The organism is Caballeronia sp. INML3B (assembly GCF_023631305.1).
Lineage (GTDB): Bacteria > Pseudomonadota > Gammaproteobacteria > Burkholderiales > Burkholderiaceae > Caballeronia > Caballeronia turbans.
In genome coordinates, this window is record NZ_JALQDI010000044.1 from 1 (window position 1) to 13982 (window position 13982).

Annotated in this window: 16 protein-coding genes; 6 read left to right on the plus strand and 10 right to left on the minus strand. The window is 63.7% G+C overall.

Translation table 11 applies throughout. The annotated features are described in order from the left end of the window. Positions 1 to 221 (plus strand): hypothetical protein (locus NCS58_RS20300; RefSeq protein ID WP_250538868.1); only part of this gene is annotated, 221 nt, incomplete at its 5' end. Then, positions 194 to 1018, plus strand: a complete 825-nt coding sequence (locus NCS58_RS20305) for an alpha/beta hydrolase (RefSeq protein WP_061120764.1) — start codon at positions 194 to 196, stop codon at positions 1016 to 1018. The genes NCS58_RS20300 and NCS58_RS20305, both read left to right, overlap by 28 nt. Here the strand turns inward: NCS58_RS20305 and NCS58_RS20310 are convergent. After that, positions 1015 to 1833 carry an exodeoxyribonuclease III gene (locus tag NCS58_RS20310; RefSeq protein ID WP_061120789.1) on the minus strand — a complete coding sequence of 273 codons (819 nt, stop codon included), beginning with the start codon at positions 1831 to 1833 and terminating at the stop codon, positions 1015 to 1017. The genes NCS58_RS20305 and NCS58_RS20310 overlap by 4 nt on opposite strands. Positions 1834 to 1946: 113 nt before the next feature. Here NCS58_RS20310 and NCS58_RS20315 point away from each other — a divergent pair, with 113 nt between their 5' ends. Further along, on the plus strand, positions 1947 to 3140 hold the full coding sequence (locus NCS58_RS20315; RefSeq protein ID WP_061120763.1) for an MFS transporter: 1194 nt from the start codon (positions 1947 to 1949) through the stop codon (positions 3138 to 3140). Between the two features lie 4 nt (positions 3141 to 3144). On the opposite strand, the gene NCS58_RS20320 is transcribed toward NCS58_RS20315, so the two are convergent. Further along, positions 3145 to 4149, minus strand: coding sequence for an aldo/keto reductase (locus NCS58_RS20320; protein WP_061120762.1), 1005 nt, complete (start codon positions 4147 to 4149; stop codon positions 3145 to 3147). Positions 4150 to 4258: 109 nt separating this feature from the next. On the opposite strand from NCS58_RS20320, the gene NCS58_RS20325 reads away from it, so the two are divergent. Further along, positions 4259 to 5152 (plus strand): LysR family transcriptional regulator, encoded by an 894-nt coding sequence (locus tag NCS58_RS20325; RefSeq protein ID WP_061120761.1) that lies wholly within the window; start codon positions 4259 to 4261, stop codon positions 5150 to 5152. Positions 5153 to 5158: 6 nt separating this feature from the next. Here the strand turns inward: NCS58_RS20325 and NCS58_RS20330 are convergent, their stop codons facing one another. The 6 genes from NCS58_RS20330 to NCS58_RS20355 form a co-directional block, all read right to left on the minus strand. Continuing rightward, entirely contained in the window at positions 5159 to 6037 is an 879-nt protein-coding gene (locus tag NCS58_RS20330) for an ABC transporter permease (protein WP_061120760.1), read from the minus strand. After that, positions 6034 to 6855 (minus strand): ABC transporter ATP-binding protein, encoded by an 822-nt coding sequence (locus NCS58_RS20335; protein ID WP_061120759.1) that lies wholly within the window; start codon positions 6853 to 6855, stop codon positions 6034 to 6036. The genes NCS58_RS20330 and NCS58_RS20335 overlap by 4 nt, the downstream gene beginning before the upstream one ends. A 104-nt stretch (positions 6856 to 6959) precedes the next feature. Beyond that, positions 6960 to 7982 carry an ABC transporter substrate-binding protein gene (locus NCS58_RS20340; RefSeq protein ID WP_061120758.1) on the minus strand — a complete coding sequence of 341 codons (1023 nt, stop codon included), beginning with the start codon at positions 7980 to 7982 and terminating at the stop codon, positions 6960 to 6962. 33 nt (positions 7983 to 8015) lie between these two features. After that, on the minus strand, positions 8016 to 8951 hold the full coding sequence (locus NCS58_RS20345; protein WP_061120757.1) for a TauD/TfdA family dioxygenase: 936 nt from the start codon (positions 8949 to 8951) through the stop codon (positions 8016 to 8018). Between the two features lie 179 nt (positions 8952 to 9130). Then, positions 9131 to 10309: a DNA polymerase IV gene (gene dinB, locus NCS58_RS20350; protein ID WP_061120788.1), complete on the minus strand. Its 1179-nt coding sequence runs from the start codon at positions 10307 to 10309 to the stop codon at positions 9131 to 9133. A 163-nt stretch (positions 10310 to 10472) separates the two neighbouring features. Next, the gene (locus tag NCS58_RS20355; RefSeq protein WP_061120756.1) at positions 10473 to 10838 is read right to left on the minus strand and encodes a hypothetical protein; all 366 of its coding nucleotides are present in this window, start codon (positions 10836 to 10838) and stop codon (positions 10473 to 10475) included. 292 nt (positions 10839 to 11130) lie between these two features. On the opposite strand from NCS58_RS20355, the gene NCS58_RS20360 reads away from it, so the two are divergent. After that, on the plus strand, positions 11131 to 11325 hold the full coding sequence (locus NCS58_RS20360) for a DUF3563 family protein (protein ID WP_061120755.1): 195 nt from the start codon (positions 11131 to 11133) through the stop codon (positions 11323 to 11325). Positions 11326 to 11351: 26 nt separating this feature from the next. Here the strand turns inward: NCS58_RS20360 and NCS58_RS20365 are convergent, their stop codons facing one another. Beyond that, the gene (locus NCS58_RS20365; protein ID WP_061120754.1) at positions 11352 to 12035 is read right to left on the minus strand and encodes a response regulator transcription factor; all 684 of its coding nucleotides are present in this window, start codon (positions 12033 to 12035) and stop codon (positions 11352 to 11354) included. A 167-nt stretch (positions 12036 to 12202) separates the two neighbouring features. Continuing rightward, positions 12203 to 13552, minus strand: coding sequence for an ATP-binding protein (locus NCS58_RS20370; protein WP_061120753.1), 1350 nt, complete (start codon positions 13550 to 13552; stop codon positions 12203 to 12205). On the opposite strand from NCS58_RS20370, the gene NCS58_RS20375 reads away from it, so the two are divergent. Beyond that, on the plus strand, positions 13545 to 13958 hold the full coding sequence (locus NCS58_RS20375) for a hypothetical protein (RefSeq protein WP_143756416.1): 414 nt from the start codon (positions 13545 to 13547) through the stop codon (positions 13956 to 13958). The two genes, NCS58_RS20370 and NCS58_RS20375, sit on opposite strands and share 8 nt — an antisense overlap. Positions 13959 to 13982 lie beyond the last annotated feature (24 nt).

Consider the following 13982-nt stretch of genomic DNA (forward strand, 5'->3'; position numbering starts at 1 on the left):
TTTCTTTGGTCACTTTCTTTGCAGCAGCAAAGAAAGTGACTGCCGCCCCGCATAGGGGCAACGCTAATAAACCAATACGAAAACGGGATCCGGCGAAAAACGAAACCCAAAAGCAATCCACCGTACAAACGCACAAAAAGCAAACCCACTACCATAGGAAAGCCCCCACCTCCGCCCTCGCCCTCAAAAACAAATGCCAGAAACCCTCTGGATTCTTCTGACAGCGATCGCGCTGCTCTACGCCATTGCCTTGGCGGGACTCTATTGGCTACAAGGCCGCCTGGTCTATCCATTGGAAAAGATCGAAGCTTTCAAGAACGCGGAACTGGAGGAGCAAACCGAAGCGGTCCGCATAAAAACCGAAGACGAACTCACCCTGACCGTCCGCTACAAAGCACCCAAACAAAAAACCGCCTCGACAATCATCCTCTTCCACGGCAATGGCGAAGACCTCGCCCAACGCGGCCACATCGCGCTCGAGCTGATCGAAGCAGGCTACGGCGTGCTCCTCGCCGAATACCGCGGCTACGGCGGCAACCCCGGCAGGCCGCACGAAGCCGGCCTCTATGCCGATGCACGCGCCGCCTACGCCTATGCATCGGCGCGTTCATCGAACATCGTGCTGCACGGCTATTCGCTCGGCTCGGGCGTCGCCGTGCAGCTCGCGAGCGAAGCAAAAATCAACGCGTTGATGCTCGAAGCCCCGTTCACGAGCATCGTCGATGTGGCGGCGATGCGATTCCGGCTCTTCCCGGTGCGGCTGCTCGCACGCGATCGCTACGATAGCCTTTCGAAGATCGCATCGGTGCGCGCGCCGCTTCTGATCTACGGCGGCACCAAAGACGGGGTGATCCCGCCCGCGCACTTCCAGCGCCTCTTCGACGCCGCACGCGGCGACAAGCGCCTCGCGCTCATCGAAGACGCCGATCATCTCGACGTCTGGACGATGGGCGGCCGCGAGCACGTCATGCAATTCCTCTCCTCGCTGCAACCGGCGCGGGACACGCTGCAAGCCTAAGCGCCCGCCGCTTTCCTGCGCGTGCGCCCGAGCTTGAGCGTGACCCATGTCGGCGCATGATCGCTCGCATGCGGCTCGCCGCGCACCCATGTATCCACGCCCGCGCTCTCGAGCTTCTTCGCCAGATCCTTGCTGAGCAAAATATGATCGATGCGCAGGCCCGAGTTGGTCTGCCAGTGATTGCGGAAGTAATCCCAGAACGTATAGATGCGCTCGTCGGGAAACGTCTTGCGCAACGCATCCGTCCAGCCTTGCGCAAGGAGATCCGCATATGCCGCGCGGCTTTCGGGCTGCAGGAGCGCGTCCTTCAGCCACGAGCGCGTGTTGTAGATATCCTCGTCGGTGGGCACGACGTTGTAATCGCCCGCGAGCACGACGGGATGACCGCTGTCGAACAACGCTTTCGCGTGCGCATTGAAACGCTCGAACCACGCGAGCTTGTAGTCGAACTTCGGGCCCGGCTGCGGATTGCCGTTCGGAAGATACAGACAACCGATCAGCAATCCGCCCACGGCCGCTTCGATATAACGGCTATGCGTGTCGTCCTCGTAGCCGGGCAGCCCGCGCCGGACCAGCACCGGCTCGGCATCCTTCGCGAGAATCGCCACGCCGTTCCACGACTGCTGTCCGTGCCATAGCGCGCCATAGCCCGCGCTCGCGATCGCATCGGCGGGAAACTGCGCATCCGTCGCTTTCAATTCCTGCAGACAGACGATATCGGGCGACTCGCGTTCGAGCCATTTCAACAAGGCGTCGAGACGCGGACGAATGCCGTTGATGTTGAAGGTCGCGATTTTCACTCGGCGTCTCTCCATCGGTGGATCGGGATCGATCGTACACGCGTCGCAGTTTGCGTGCCGCAACGTGCGCGAGCGCATCGGCGCAAAATCTGCGAAAGTCACGCGAACTCCGCGACCTCCTTGCATCCATGTCCGAAGGCTCCGCTCACTGGCAGCGCAATCTCTACGTCTGCGTATTCGGCTCGTTCACCACCATCATGGCGATGACGCTGCTCCTGCCCTTCCTGCCGCTCTATGTGCAGCAGCTCGGGGCCTCGTCGGTGGACGCGGCGGTGCAATGGTCCGGCGTCGCTTTCGGCGCGACGTTTCTCGCGGCGGGGCTCGTCGCGCCGCTATGGGGGCGTCTCGCCGACCGCTACGGCCGCAAGCCGATCCTGATCCGCGCGAGCCTCGGCATGGCGATCACGATGTCCCTGCTCGGCGTCGTACAGACCGTCTGGCAACTCGTGGCGATGCGCTTTCTCGCGGGGCTCGTCGGCGGCTATGCGAGCGGCGCCATCGTGATGATTGCAACGCAGACGCCGAAGCACCGCACCGCATGGGCGCTCGGCACGCACGCGGCCGGCATGATGGCCGGCAATCTCGTCGGACCGCTCGTCGGCGGACTCCTGCCGGGACTGATCGGCATACGCGCGACGTTCTTTCTCGCGGGCGGCCTCATCTTCTGCTCGTTCATCATGACGACGCTGCTCGTCAAGGAAGCGCGCCGCGCGCCCGATCACGCGAAGACAAGGCCTCGCGGCGGCTGGCGCGACGTGCCGCTGCTTACGCCCGTCATCGCGATGCTCGTGAGCGCGATGCTCCTCATGTTCGCGAACATGTCGATCGAGCCGATCATCACGGTGTACGTGGCGCAACTCGTGAAGGACGCGAAGCAGGTCACGCTCGTCGCGGGCTTCGTGATGTCGGCCGCCGCGCTCGGCAGCGTGCTCGCGGCGCCGCGCGTCGGACGGCTTGCGGATCGCATCGGCGCACCGAAGGTGATCGTCGCGTGTCTTGCCGTCTGCGGCGTGCTGCTGATTCCGCAGATGTTCGTCACCAACGGCACGCAGCTCGTCGTGCTGCGCTTTCTGATGGGCCTCGCTTTGGGCGGCCTGCTGCCCGCGATCACGAGCGTCGTGCGTCACAACGTGCCCGATCACGCAGCCGGATACATCCTCGGCTACGCGACATCGGCGCAATACATCGGGCAGGTGACGGGACCGCTCGCGGGCGGCTTCATCGCCGCGCATTCGGGCATGCACTCCGTCTTCGCGATGACGAGCGTGCTGATGTTCGCCGGCGCCGCGTTCAATGCGTGGGTGTTTCTGCGCGCACGATGAGCGCTTAGTTTTTCTCGCTGTCGAGGTGCGCCATCTGCACGGCCTCATAGCGATCGCCCGCCGCCGCGCCCCTCGGCACCGCCGCTTCGATCGCGGCGAAGTCATCCTTCGTGAGCGTCACGTCGAGCGCGCCGAGCGATTCCGTCAGGCGATCGCGGCGGCGTGCGCCGATCACGGGAACGATGTCATCGCCCTGCGCCAGCACCCATGCAATGGCGATCTGCGCGACGCTCACGCTTTTCGCATCCGCGATCTTGCGCAGCGCATCGACGAGCGCGAGATTGCGTTCGACATTGCCTTGCTGAAAGCGCGGACTGTTCGCGCGCCAGTCGCCCGCTTGCGCGGCGTCCTTCCTCCAGTGTCCGCTGATGAGCCCCCGCGACAGCACGCCATACGCCGTGATGCCGATGCCGAGTTCCCTGCATGCCGCAAGGATCGCGTCCTCGATGCCGCGCGAGATCAGCGAATACTCGATTTGCAGATCGCACACCGGATGCACGGCCGCCGCCTTGCGGATCGTTTCCGCGCCCACTTCCGACAGCCCGACATGACGCACATAGCCCGCCTCGATCATGTCGGCGATGGCGCTGACGGTATCTTCGACCGGCACGTTCGCATCGAGCCGCGCGGGGCGGAAGATGTCGATATGGTCGACGCCGAGCCGCTGCAACGTGTACGCGAGCGCGTTCTTCACGGCAACGGGACGTCCGTCGAACCCGATGAAATTGCCGGCCGGGTCGCGCATGCCGCCGAACTTGACGCTCACAATCGCCGAATCGCGCCGTGAAGGCGGCGCGCTTTTCAGCGCCTCGCCGATCAGCATTTCGTTGTGGCCCATGCCGTAGAAGTCGCCGGTGTCGAGCAGCGTGATGCCCACTTCGAGCGCCGCGTGAATCGTCGCGATGCTCTCCGCGCGATCCGATGGCCCGTACATGCCCGACATGCCCATACATCCGAGCCCGATGGCCGACGATTGCGGTCCGGTCTTCCCGAGTCTGCGTTGTTCCATGATGGTTCTCTCCTGAAGGACGTGGAGAGGATTATGGGAGCAATTGACACGTGCGATAATCCGCCTCAATGCGAATGGGCTGTGCGCCCATGCGAACAATGAGCAAACCATGGACGAGCCGGATTTGTCGGACCTTCACGCGTTTCTGGCCGTCGCGCGCTCGCGCGGCTTCAGGCAGGCGGCGCTGTTGCGCGGCGTGTCGGCGTCGTCGCTGAGCGAGGCGATCCGCAGGCTCGAAACACGGCTGGGCGTGCGCCTTCTCAATCGCACGACGCGTAGCGTCACGCCGACCGAAGCGGGCGAGCGGCTGATCGAACGCCTTGCGCCCGCCTTCGCGGAAATCGCGGGCGCGCTCGATACCGTCAACCACTTTCGCGACAGCCCGACCGGCACGCTGCGGCTAAACGTGCCGAGGATCGTCTCGCGCGAAATACTGCCGCCCATCGTCGCGCGCTTTTTGACGGCGCATCCGGGCATCAAGCTGGAAATCAGCGCAACCGATACGTTCATCGACGTGCTCGCCGCCGGTTTCGATGCGGGCATTCGCTACGACGAGCGCATCGAGCGCGACATGATCGCGGTGCCGATCGGGCCGCGCACGCAGCGCTTCGTCGCGGTTGCGGCGCCGTCCTATCTCGCCGCGCACGGCGAGCCGAAACATCCGCGCGATCTCGTGAACCACGCGTGCATCGGGCATCGCTTCGACAGCGGCGTGCTGGCGGTGTGGGAATTCATGCGCGGCAAGGAAGTGATGCGCATCGCACCGCAGGGTCCGCTCGTCACGTCGTCGATCGAAATAAGCAGAAGCGCGGCGATCGCCGGGCTGGGTCTCGTCTATACGTTCGACGAATTCGTGCGCGAGGCGATCGACGCCGGCGCGCTCGTGCCGGTGCTCAAGCCGTGGTGGCAGAGTTTCACCGGCCCGCGGCTCTACTATCCGAGCCGCGCGCACATGCCGGGGCCGCTGCGCGCATTCATCGACTTCATTCGCGACGGAAATTGATCGCGGTTATTGCTGCACGCCCCAGCGACGCACCGTGACGCGCTCGACGGTATCGAACACGAGATGCTCGACGGCGAGGCCGATCACGATGACCGCGGCGAGCCCGGCGAACACGCGATCCGTGTAAAGCTCGTTGCGATTCTGGAAGATGTACCAGCCGAGGCCGCCCTTGCCCGAGCTCGCGCCGAACACGAGCTCCGCCGCGATCAGCGTGCGCCACGCGAATGCCCAGCCGACGCGCAGCCCCGCGAGAATCGACGGCATCGCGGCGGGCACGAGGATCAGCATCACATGACGCATGCCGGTGAGACCGTAGTTGCGGCCGGTCATGCGCAAGGTCGAAGGCACCGCCTGGAATCCGGAATACGTATTGAGCGCGAGCGGCCACAACACCGAATGCACGAGCACGAAGAGCAGGCTTCCCGTCCCGAGGCCGAACCACAGCAACGCGAGCGGCAACAGTGCGATGGACGGCAGCGGATTGAACATCGCCGTGAGCATAGAAAGGATGTCGCGGCCGATGCGCGTCGATACCGCAAGCGACGTCAGCACGAACGCGAGCGCTGCGCCGAGCGCATAGCCGCGCAGCAATACCGACATCGAAATGCCGACCTTCGCGATCAGCTCGCCCGACGCAATGCCCTGCACGAACGCGACGAAAGTCGCGCTGAAAGTCGGCAGCAGGAGATCGTTATCGACGGCGCGCGCGGCGATTTCCCAGATCGCGATCAACACGATCGCGATGATGGACTTGCGCAGCCACGCGCGATCCGCAAGCCGCTTCGCAAGCGGCAGCGGCGCTTCGTGTTCGACCCCGGCAAGCGCGGCGGGCGTGACTTCGTATTCGGGCCGCACGGGCGGCACGATCAGATGCGGCGTGCTCATTGCGCCTCCTCTTCGAACAGCAGACGATGAATGCGCGCAACGCTTTGCTGAAACTCTCCGCGACCCATGCTTTCCTGCGTGTATTGATGACTGTTCAGTTCAGCGCGCACGCGCCCCGGATGCGGCGTCAGCAGCAGAATGCGATTGCCGATGATGAGCGCTTCCTCGATCGAATGCGTGACGAACAGCAACGTGAAGCGCTCGTCGCTCCACAGGCGCAACAGCTCTTCCTGCATGCGGCGGCGCGTGAGCGCATCGAGCGCGGCGAAGGGCTCGTCCATCAGGAGCACGCGCGGCTGCATCGCGAGCGCGCGCGCAATGGCGACGCGCTGCTTCATGCCGCCCGATAGCGTGTGCGGATAAGCGTCGGCGAATTTGGCGAGGCCGACCTTGTCGAGATAATGCAGCGCGCGCTCACGCGCTTCGGCGCGGCCGAGCTTGCGCGCGACGCGCAACGGGAAGGCGACGTTTTGGAGAACCGTCTTCCACGGCGGCAACTGGTCGAATTCCTGAAACACGACGATGCGATCCGCGCCCGGCCCGCGCACGCGCTCGCCGCCGATTTCGATGCTGCCCGCGACAGGCTCGATGAAACCGGCGACGGCCTTGAGCAAGGTGGACTTACCGCAGCCCGACGGCCCGAGCAGCACGAAGCGGTCGGCGCCGTACACATCGAAACTGACATCGTGCGTCGCGCGCACGAGACGCTCGGGCGTGCGGTATTCGAGCGTGACGTTCTTCGCGCTCAGAAGCTTGCCGCTCATGGAAGTGTGACGATCGGCTTCCTGTGAATAAAGCGCTTGGGGATTGGCGGCCATGATCTGTCTGCTGGATGGCAAACGAACACGATACCGGCGCGCTCGTCTCGAGCGAACCAATCAATGCGCATATCCAATTCGCGCTCGCCGATAAGCGCGCCTGTTCAGCTTCCGTCCTTCGTCGCGGGATCGGAGAAGAAGTAGTCCTGCCACGACTTCGGCTCGTTCTTGATCGCGCCGACGCGATGCATGAACTGCGCAAGCGCGAACGTGTTTTGCGGCGCGACCTTGAATTGCACCGACGGATCCTTGATCACCTTGATGAGCAGATCACGATCGATTTTCGCGTTGTTCACGCGCAGATAGATATCGGCGGCCTGATCGGGATGCTGCGTGATGTAGCGCGCGGCATCGGCGAGACCGGCGACGAACGCGCGATATGTCTTCGGATTCTCGTTGCGGAACTTCTCGGTCGCGTAGAGCACGGTCGCGGAACTCGGGCCGCCGAGGACATCGTATGAATTGAGCACGATATGCGCTTTCGGATTGCCCGCGAGTTCCTGCTGCTGAAACGGCGGATTGCCGAAGTGCGCATTGATCTCCGTGCCGCCCGCGATGATCGCCGCGGTCGCATCGGGATGCGGCACGGCCTGCGTGAGCTTGTCCAGGCGATCATATTGCTTGTCGCCCCATTGCTTGGCCGCCGCATATTGCAGGATGCGCGACTGTACGGACACGCCGACCGCCGGCACCGCGATGCGGTCCTTTTCGCTGAAATCGGCGATGGTCTTCACGCGCGGATCGTTCGATACGAGGTAATACGGAAAATTGCCCAGCGACGCGACGCCCTTCACGTTCTGCCGTCCGTGCGTACGGTCCCAGATCGTCAGCAAGGGGCCGACGCCCGCCGCCGCGATATCGACCGAGCCGGACAGCAGCGCGTCGTTCACGCTCGAACCGCCCGACAGCTTCGCCCAATCGACCTTGATATCAAGGCCTTCTTTCTTGCCTTCCTGCTCGATGAACTTCTGATCGCGCGCCACATTGAGCAACAGATAGACGACACCGAACTGCTCGGCGATACGCAATGTGCCTTCCGCATGCGCGCTCGCCGACGTGATGCCGAGCGAGACCGCGAGCGCGGCCATGAAGGCGCGCGGCGCGCCCTTCCCTGATCGAGAATGCATCGAAAAACCCCGTGAATGAAGCGATATTCGTATTTAGAAAGGCGCGTCGCCTTCGATGGTCGTGCGATACAGCTTGCGGCGCTGATCGTCGGGCGTGCCCGCCGCGAGATGCATGACCGAGCGGTTGTCCCAGAACACCATGTCGCTCTCGCGCCATTGATGGCGATAGATGAACTCTGGCCGCGTGCTGTGCGCGAACAGTTCCGCGAGCAAGGCGCGGCTTTCGTCTTCGGGCAAGCCGATCACGCGCGTCGTGAAATGCTCGCTGACGAAGAGCGCGCGGCGCCCGGTTTCCGGATGCGTGCGCACGATCGGATGCGTGACCGGCTTGACCTGCGCGATCTGCTCCGCCGAAAGATTGGGCCGCCATGGGCTGCGCTGTTGCAGCTCGGCGTATTTGGCGAGATACGTGTGCTCGGCCGCACGGCCTTCGACCGCATCGCGCAGATGCACGGGCAGCGTGTCCCACGCGAGATGCTGGTTCGCAAAGAGCGTGTCGCCGCCGACCGTGGGCAATTCCTGCGCATGCAAAAGTGACCCGAGACTCGGCTTGTCCTTGTACGAGAGATCCGAGTGCCAGAAATGGCCTGCATCGCCGAGGCCGATCGGCTTGCCGTTCTCGACGATGTTCGACACGATCAGCACTTCCGGATGTCCCGCGAGCGCGAACTGATGCAGCACGTGAATCTGCAACGGGCCGAAACGCTTGCTGAACGCGACCTGCTCATCGGGCGTGATCCGCTGATCGCGAAACACGAGCACGTGATGATCCAGGTGCGCGCGGTGAATGCGCGCGAAATCGGCTTTCGATATCGGCTTCGACAGATCGAGCCCGATCACTTCGGCGCCGAGCGGCGCGTCGAACTGGCGAATCTCGATGGGTTGATCGGCGGCTTCGCGGGATGTGGCAAGGGAAGCGAGAGCGGGATTGAAAGCGGTCTGAATCGTCACGGTCGAATCGATAACCATCGATAACTTCGGGGAAGCGAACAATCTAACGCGCGTCGATTGAGCCGGCAACGAAGGATCCGAGCTTTCGTTATGCGCCGCTGCGATAAAGCCCGCTCAGAGCGGTGAACCAATGAAAGACTTCTGTATTGATCAGCCTAATAGGCATTGGGTGACGAGTGCGCCGTACGGGGAAACGCTTAGTCGCCGGCGGCGTCGAACGGTAATTCGACCTGCACCGGCTCGGCGAAACCACTCTCATCGCGCCCCGCGAGCGCGCTGACGCGCACGCCAAGCAACCGGATGCGGCGATCGAGCACGATTCGCTTCAGGCATTCGGTCGCGGCGCGGCGGATCTCGACCGGATCAGCGGTCGCAACAGGCACGGTGAGATCGCGCGTCACGGTGCGAAAGTCGTCGAAGCGCAGCTTGATGCCCACCGTGCGCCCGACATAGCCTTTGCGCTGCAAGTCCTCGGCGACACGCGTGCACAGGCCCGTGAACTCCGCGGAGAGCGTCGCGCGATCCTGCTTCGGATGAAAGTCGCGCTCGAACGTGGTCTCGCGGCTCATCGACTTGGGTGTCGAACTCACGACGACAGGCCGCTCGTCCTGTCCCTGCGCGATGCGCGCGAGCCATGCGGCATACGTGCCGCCGAAGTGCGTCTGCAGGAACCCGGGATCGGCGGCGGCGATATCGCCCACAGTGACGATGCCGAGCGCCGCGAGTTTTTCGCTCGCCTTCGGGCCGATGCCGTTCACCTTGCGCGCGGCGAGCGGCCAGATGCGCGTCGGCAGGTCGGCCATCGTGAGGATGGTGAGGCCGTCGGGCTTGTCGAGCTCGGAGCCGATCTTTGCGAGCAGCTTGTTCGGCGCGATGCAGATCGAGCACGTGAGCCCGGTCGCCTCGCGCACGGCGTCCTTCATCCGCTGACCGATATCGGCCGGCTCGCCAGGCAGATCGCTGACGTCGATATAAATCTCGTCGATGCCGCGATTCTCGATCTGCGTCGTAAACGTCGCGATCGCGGCCTTGAAGAGGCGCGAGTAGTGGCGATAGGACTCGAAGTCGGTCGGCAGAAGGATCGCGTCGGGCGCGAGCTGCGCGGCCTTCATCATGCCCATTGCGGAAAAGACGCCGAACTTGCGCGCCTCGTAAGTGGATGTGGTCACGACGCCGCGGCCCGCGTAATCGCGCAGGCGCCTGAAGCGGCGCGAGCCGTCGGGGAGCGTCTCGGGCGTGGCGCTGCGGCCGCCGCCGACCACGACGGGCATGCCGCGCAGTTCGGGATAACGCAGGAGTTCGACCGACGCGAAGAACGCATCCATGTCGAGATGCGCGATGCGGCGCGGCGCGGGTGTCGGAGACGGCGTGTCCATTGCGGCGATCAGAACGTCGCTGCGCAACGAGACGCGCTCAAGGCGAAATCGACAGAGGAGAACGCACCGAACATGCTAAGGCAGTGCCGCCAGGCAATAAAAATGGCTTACTGTACATCCATACAGTAATTCGCGCTAGAGCCTGCCCGTGCGCGCGAGCACGTCATTCCGGCGTGCGCTTTTCGGCGAGTGCGCGGCGGCAATCGTCGAAGACCTGCCGGACGACATCCGATTGATAGTTGAGGTCTTCACTGTCGAGGATTTCCTCGACGGCGTCGCGCGCCCAGTCCGCTTCGAGCAGCGCGCAATGCTGCGTGGCGATCTCGCGTGCAATGGCGGCGAGCTTGGCGACCGTGAGCCAGTCCGCGAGGCGCTGATGCCGGTCGAGCCATTTATGCGCGGCCTGCACGTGAAACGAGGCGGCAGGCCAGTCGCCATTCAGGTAATACGCGCCGAGACTGCCGCACGTGAGCCAGCAGAGCAACTCGACGCGGTCGCGGGCACTGAGGATACGAGACACATCGTTCATGGCGGCCTTCACGAGAGACGATCGACGAACGCGGATGACGCACGGCGTTTCGTATCGAAACCCGCATGTAACCCGTATAAAAGCACGATAGCACGGGATGGTGCGGCGCGGCAGTGCCTGCCCGCAGTGCGATCGGATTCACGGTGCGTTGGCGAACGCTTCGTCATGCGAAGGGCGCAATCGCGCATCGAAGGCATGCGATTGCGCTCTCATTCCTTTCTAATTCGCCGGGCATAACCTGCTTTCGTCGGCCCCACTCATATCGGCCTTTTTTCAACGACGGGAGCACATCATGTTTGCACGTCTTTCGCAGTCCATCGACCATCTCTTCTCGATTCACACGCCGGACGAGGCCCGCGACGCCTATCTCGCATCATCGAGCGATCTCGCCGATCTCGAACGCCGCATGCGTCAGGTCGAAACGCAGGATCACGACTACAGCATGTATTTCTGCGGCGCCCTCGGGCGGCATCACGATCGGCCCTGAGCGCCGCGCCGCCGATGCAACGCGCGCTACTTCGTTTCCTCGCGGCCCGCCTGCCCGAGCATCACGGTCCAGCCGAGCCCGCGCACGTTGCGGATCACGCCCGCGCCGAATTTCTTGCGCACCGAATGGATCAGCACGTCCACGGCGTTGCTCTCCACTTCCTTGCCCCAGCCATAGAGCCGGTCTTCCAGTTGGTCGCGCGAGAAGATCGTGCCGGGACGTTCGAGCAGCGCGTGCATCAGCGCGAATTCACGTGCGGACAGCACGCCCGAATTCTCGCCGCAGGTGAGCGTGCGCTGGTCGAGATTGAGGCAGATCGAATCGTCGCCGAGACGCGAGACCGCGTAGCCCGCCTTGCGCCGCAGCACCGCGCGGATGCGCGCAAGGAGTTCGGGCATATTGAAGGGCTTGAGCAGATAGTCGTCGGCGCCGAGATCGAGGCCCTGAACGCGTGTGTCGACATCATCGCGCGCGGTGAGGATCAGCACCGGCGTCGCGTTTCCGCCCGTGCGCGCCTGTCGCAACAGCTCGATGCCCGTCACGCCCGGCAAGCCGAGATCGAGCAGCACGACGGTGTATTCGGCGGCGTTGATCGCCTCGCGGCCCGCGTTGCCGTCGCGGACCCAGTCCACGGCATAGTCGGCATCCTTGAGCGCACGCATGAGGCTCGTGCCGATCTGCACGTCGTCTTCGATCAGGAGAATTCGCATGTTCCACCCCGCGCCTCGCGAGAATGGCGCGCGCCACGCGCCTAGGAATGCGGCCCGAAAAATCCAAACGCACGACCGGTCTATTTAATTCTTCTACTGACCGGTGAAGATCGCTTTGTGCCGCGCAGCGAATGCATTGTAATCGTCGTAAAAGCGCGCGCAAATCCCTACGTGTTGAATACAGGCGCAGGCACGTTTTCGCTGACTTCTTCGACCGGAAAGCTGATTGAAGCGACGATGCCCGATTGGCCGTCGCTGCGGTTTCTCAGCGTGACGTCGCCGCCGTAGCGCGCGGCGATAGCCTTCACGATGGACAAGCCTAGCCCGCTGCCCTCCACGTCCGGATTCGCCCGGAAAAAGCGATCGAACACGCGCGGCAGCAGTGCTTCGTCGATGCCCGGGCCGTTGTCGATCACGTCGATCCAGACCATGTCGCCGTCACGCCGCATGCGCAGGTCGATGGTGCCGCCATCCGGCGTATAGCGCACCGCGTTCGACACGAGATTCTTCACCGCCATCCCGATGTCCGTCTCGACCGCGCGCACGTGCGCGTTCACCATTTCCTCCGCGCCGATGTCCATGCCGCGCGAGATCGCGATCGGCAGCACGTCGGCGACGGCGCCCGTCACCACTTCCGAGAGGTCTACGCGCGCGAGCGGTGCGCCGTTCACCGGTGCATCGGCGCGCGCGAGCCGCAAGAGTTGCGCGATGAGCTTGCCGCTGCGCGCGATGCCCTTGCGCAATTCCTGAAAGCGCTCCTGATTGCCGGCGACGATATGCGGCGCGAGATTGTCGGCCTGAAGCTGAAGCGCGGTGAGCGGCGTGCGGAGTTCGTGCGCGGCGTCGGCGATGAACTTGCGTTCCTTTTCGATCGAGGTGGCCAGGCGCTCGATCATCGTGTTGATCGACTCGATGAAGGGCGTGATTTCCGTCGGCACGCCGACGGTCGGCAGCGGCTGCAGATGACCCATGTCGATGGCCCGCACCTGCGCGCCCAGCTCGTTCAACTGACGCAGCGAGCGCCGCACGACGAGCGCGACCGCGATCCATATGAGCGGCAGCAGTACGGCGATCGGCCAGAGCGTTTGCGTCGCGGCTTCCTGCGTGATCTCGCGGCGCACGGACGAACGTTGCGCGACCTGAATGGTCATCGTCGGCTCCTGACGGGTGAAGACGCGCCAATGTTCGTCGTTGACCTCGACGCCGGAGAAACCCGCTTGCGCGTCGCGCGGAAAATGCAGTGACGGATCGGTCGTGCGGAACGGGAAAGTGGCATCGGGCTTCCACACGACGACGACGACATCGCGATCGTCCTGCGAGCCGCGCGCGGGATTCTGCGGTATGCCCTCGGCGAAGCCGTCGCGCATGCGCGCCGCCACTTGTTCGAGCCGCATGTCGAGGAGCGCGCTCATGCCGGTCTTGCTCAACTGATACGAACTCACGCCCTGCACGACGCCGATCACGCTCACGAGCAGCCCCAGCGCGACGACGAGTTGATTCTTCAGTGATTTGATCATCCGGGTGCGCCGCTTCGGAAAGGAACGGGGCGATTCAGCTGCCCGTTCGATTTTAGGCGACATTCCCGGAGATTTCGGTCTGAAAGACGACATGTGCGTGACAGCTGCGCGTGAGCGCCGGAAGAAAAAGGGCGTCGGTCCGATGACGGCCGACGCCCAAGGGCTGAGGAGTTACGAAAAACGTGAAACGAGCCGCAAAGTGCTGGGGCAAGCGCCGCCCGTCCACATGAAGAAGCGTAGGCGCGAAGAATTAGCGTTGAATGAGGGCGCGTCAGGCGTCGCCGAGCAGCGTTTCCCGCGGCGGGATAACATTGCATCCGGCGCTTCTTCATCGGCGACATTGCTTCGGCTGCAAGGAATTCGCAAGCCTGGGCGTCGCCGCCGCAATTCCATCTTTCGAGCATGACCGCTTCGCGCGCATCGCATCCGG

Bases quoted from the DNA above. Each gene is read 5' to 3' on its own strand.
- NCS58_RS20305 (WP_061120764.1), top strand. From the start codon at position 194: ATGCCAGAAACCCTCTGGATTCTTCTGACAGCGATCGCGCTGCTCTAC.
- NCS58_RS20310 (WP_061120789.1), bottom strand. From the start codon at position 1,833: ATGGAGAGACGCCGAGTGAAAATCGCGACCTTCAACATCAACGGCATT.
- NCS58_RS20315 (WP_061120763.1), top strand. From the start codon at position 1,947: ATGTCCGAAGGCTCCGCTCACTGGCAGCGCAATCTCTACGTCTGCGTA.
- NCS58_RS20320 (WP_061120762.1), bottom strand. From the start codon at position 4,149: ATGGAACAACGCAGACTCGGGAAGACCGGACCGCAATCGTCGGCCATC.
- NCS58_RS20325 (WP_061120761.1), top strand. From the start codon at position 4,259: ATGGACGAGCCGGATTTGTCGGACCTTCACGCGTTTCTGGCCGTCGCG.
- NCS58_RS20330 (WP_061120760.1), bottom strand. From the start codon at position 6,037: ATGAGCACGCCGCATCTGATCGTGCCGCCCGTGCGGCCCGAATACGAA.
- NCS58_RS20335 (WP_061120759.1), bottom strand. From the start codon at position 6,855: ATGGCCGCCAATCCCCAAGCGCTTTATTCACAGGAAGCCGATCGTCAC.
- NCS58_RS20340 (WP_061120758.1), bottom strand. From the start codon at position 7,982: ATGCATTCTCGATCAGGGAAGGGCGCGCCGCGCGCCTTCATGGCCGCG.
- NCS58_RS20345 (WP_061120757.1), bottom strand. From the start codon at position 8,951: ATGGTTATCGATTCGACCGTGACGATTCAGACCGCTTTCAATCCCGCT.
- dinB (WP_061120788.1), bottom strand. From the start codon at position 10,309: ATGGACACGCCGTCTCCGACACCCGCGCCGCGCCGCATCGCGCATCTC.
- NCS58_RS20355 (WP_061120756.1), bottom strand. From the start codon at position 10,838: ATGAACGATGTGTCTCGTATCCTCAGTGCCCGCGACCGCGTCGAGTTG.
- NCS58_RS20360 (WP_061120755.1), top strand. From the start codon at position 11,131: ATGTTTGCACGTCTTTCGCAGTCCATCGACCATCTCTTCTCGATTCAC.
- NCS58_RS20365 (WP_061120754.1), bottom strand. From the start codon at position 12,035: ATGCGAATTCTCCTGATCGAAGACGACGTGCAGATCGGCACGAGCCTC.
- NCS58_RS20370 (WP_061120753.1), bottom strand. From the start codon at position 13,552: ATGATCAAATCACTGAAGAATCAACTCGTCGTCGCGCTGGGGCTGCTC.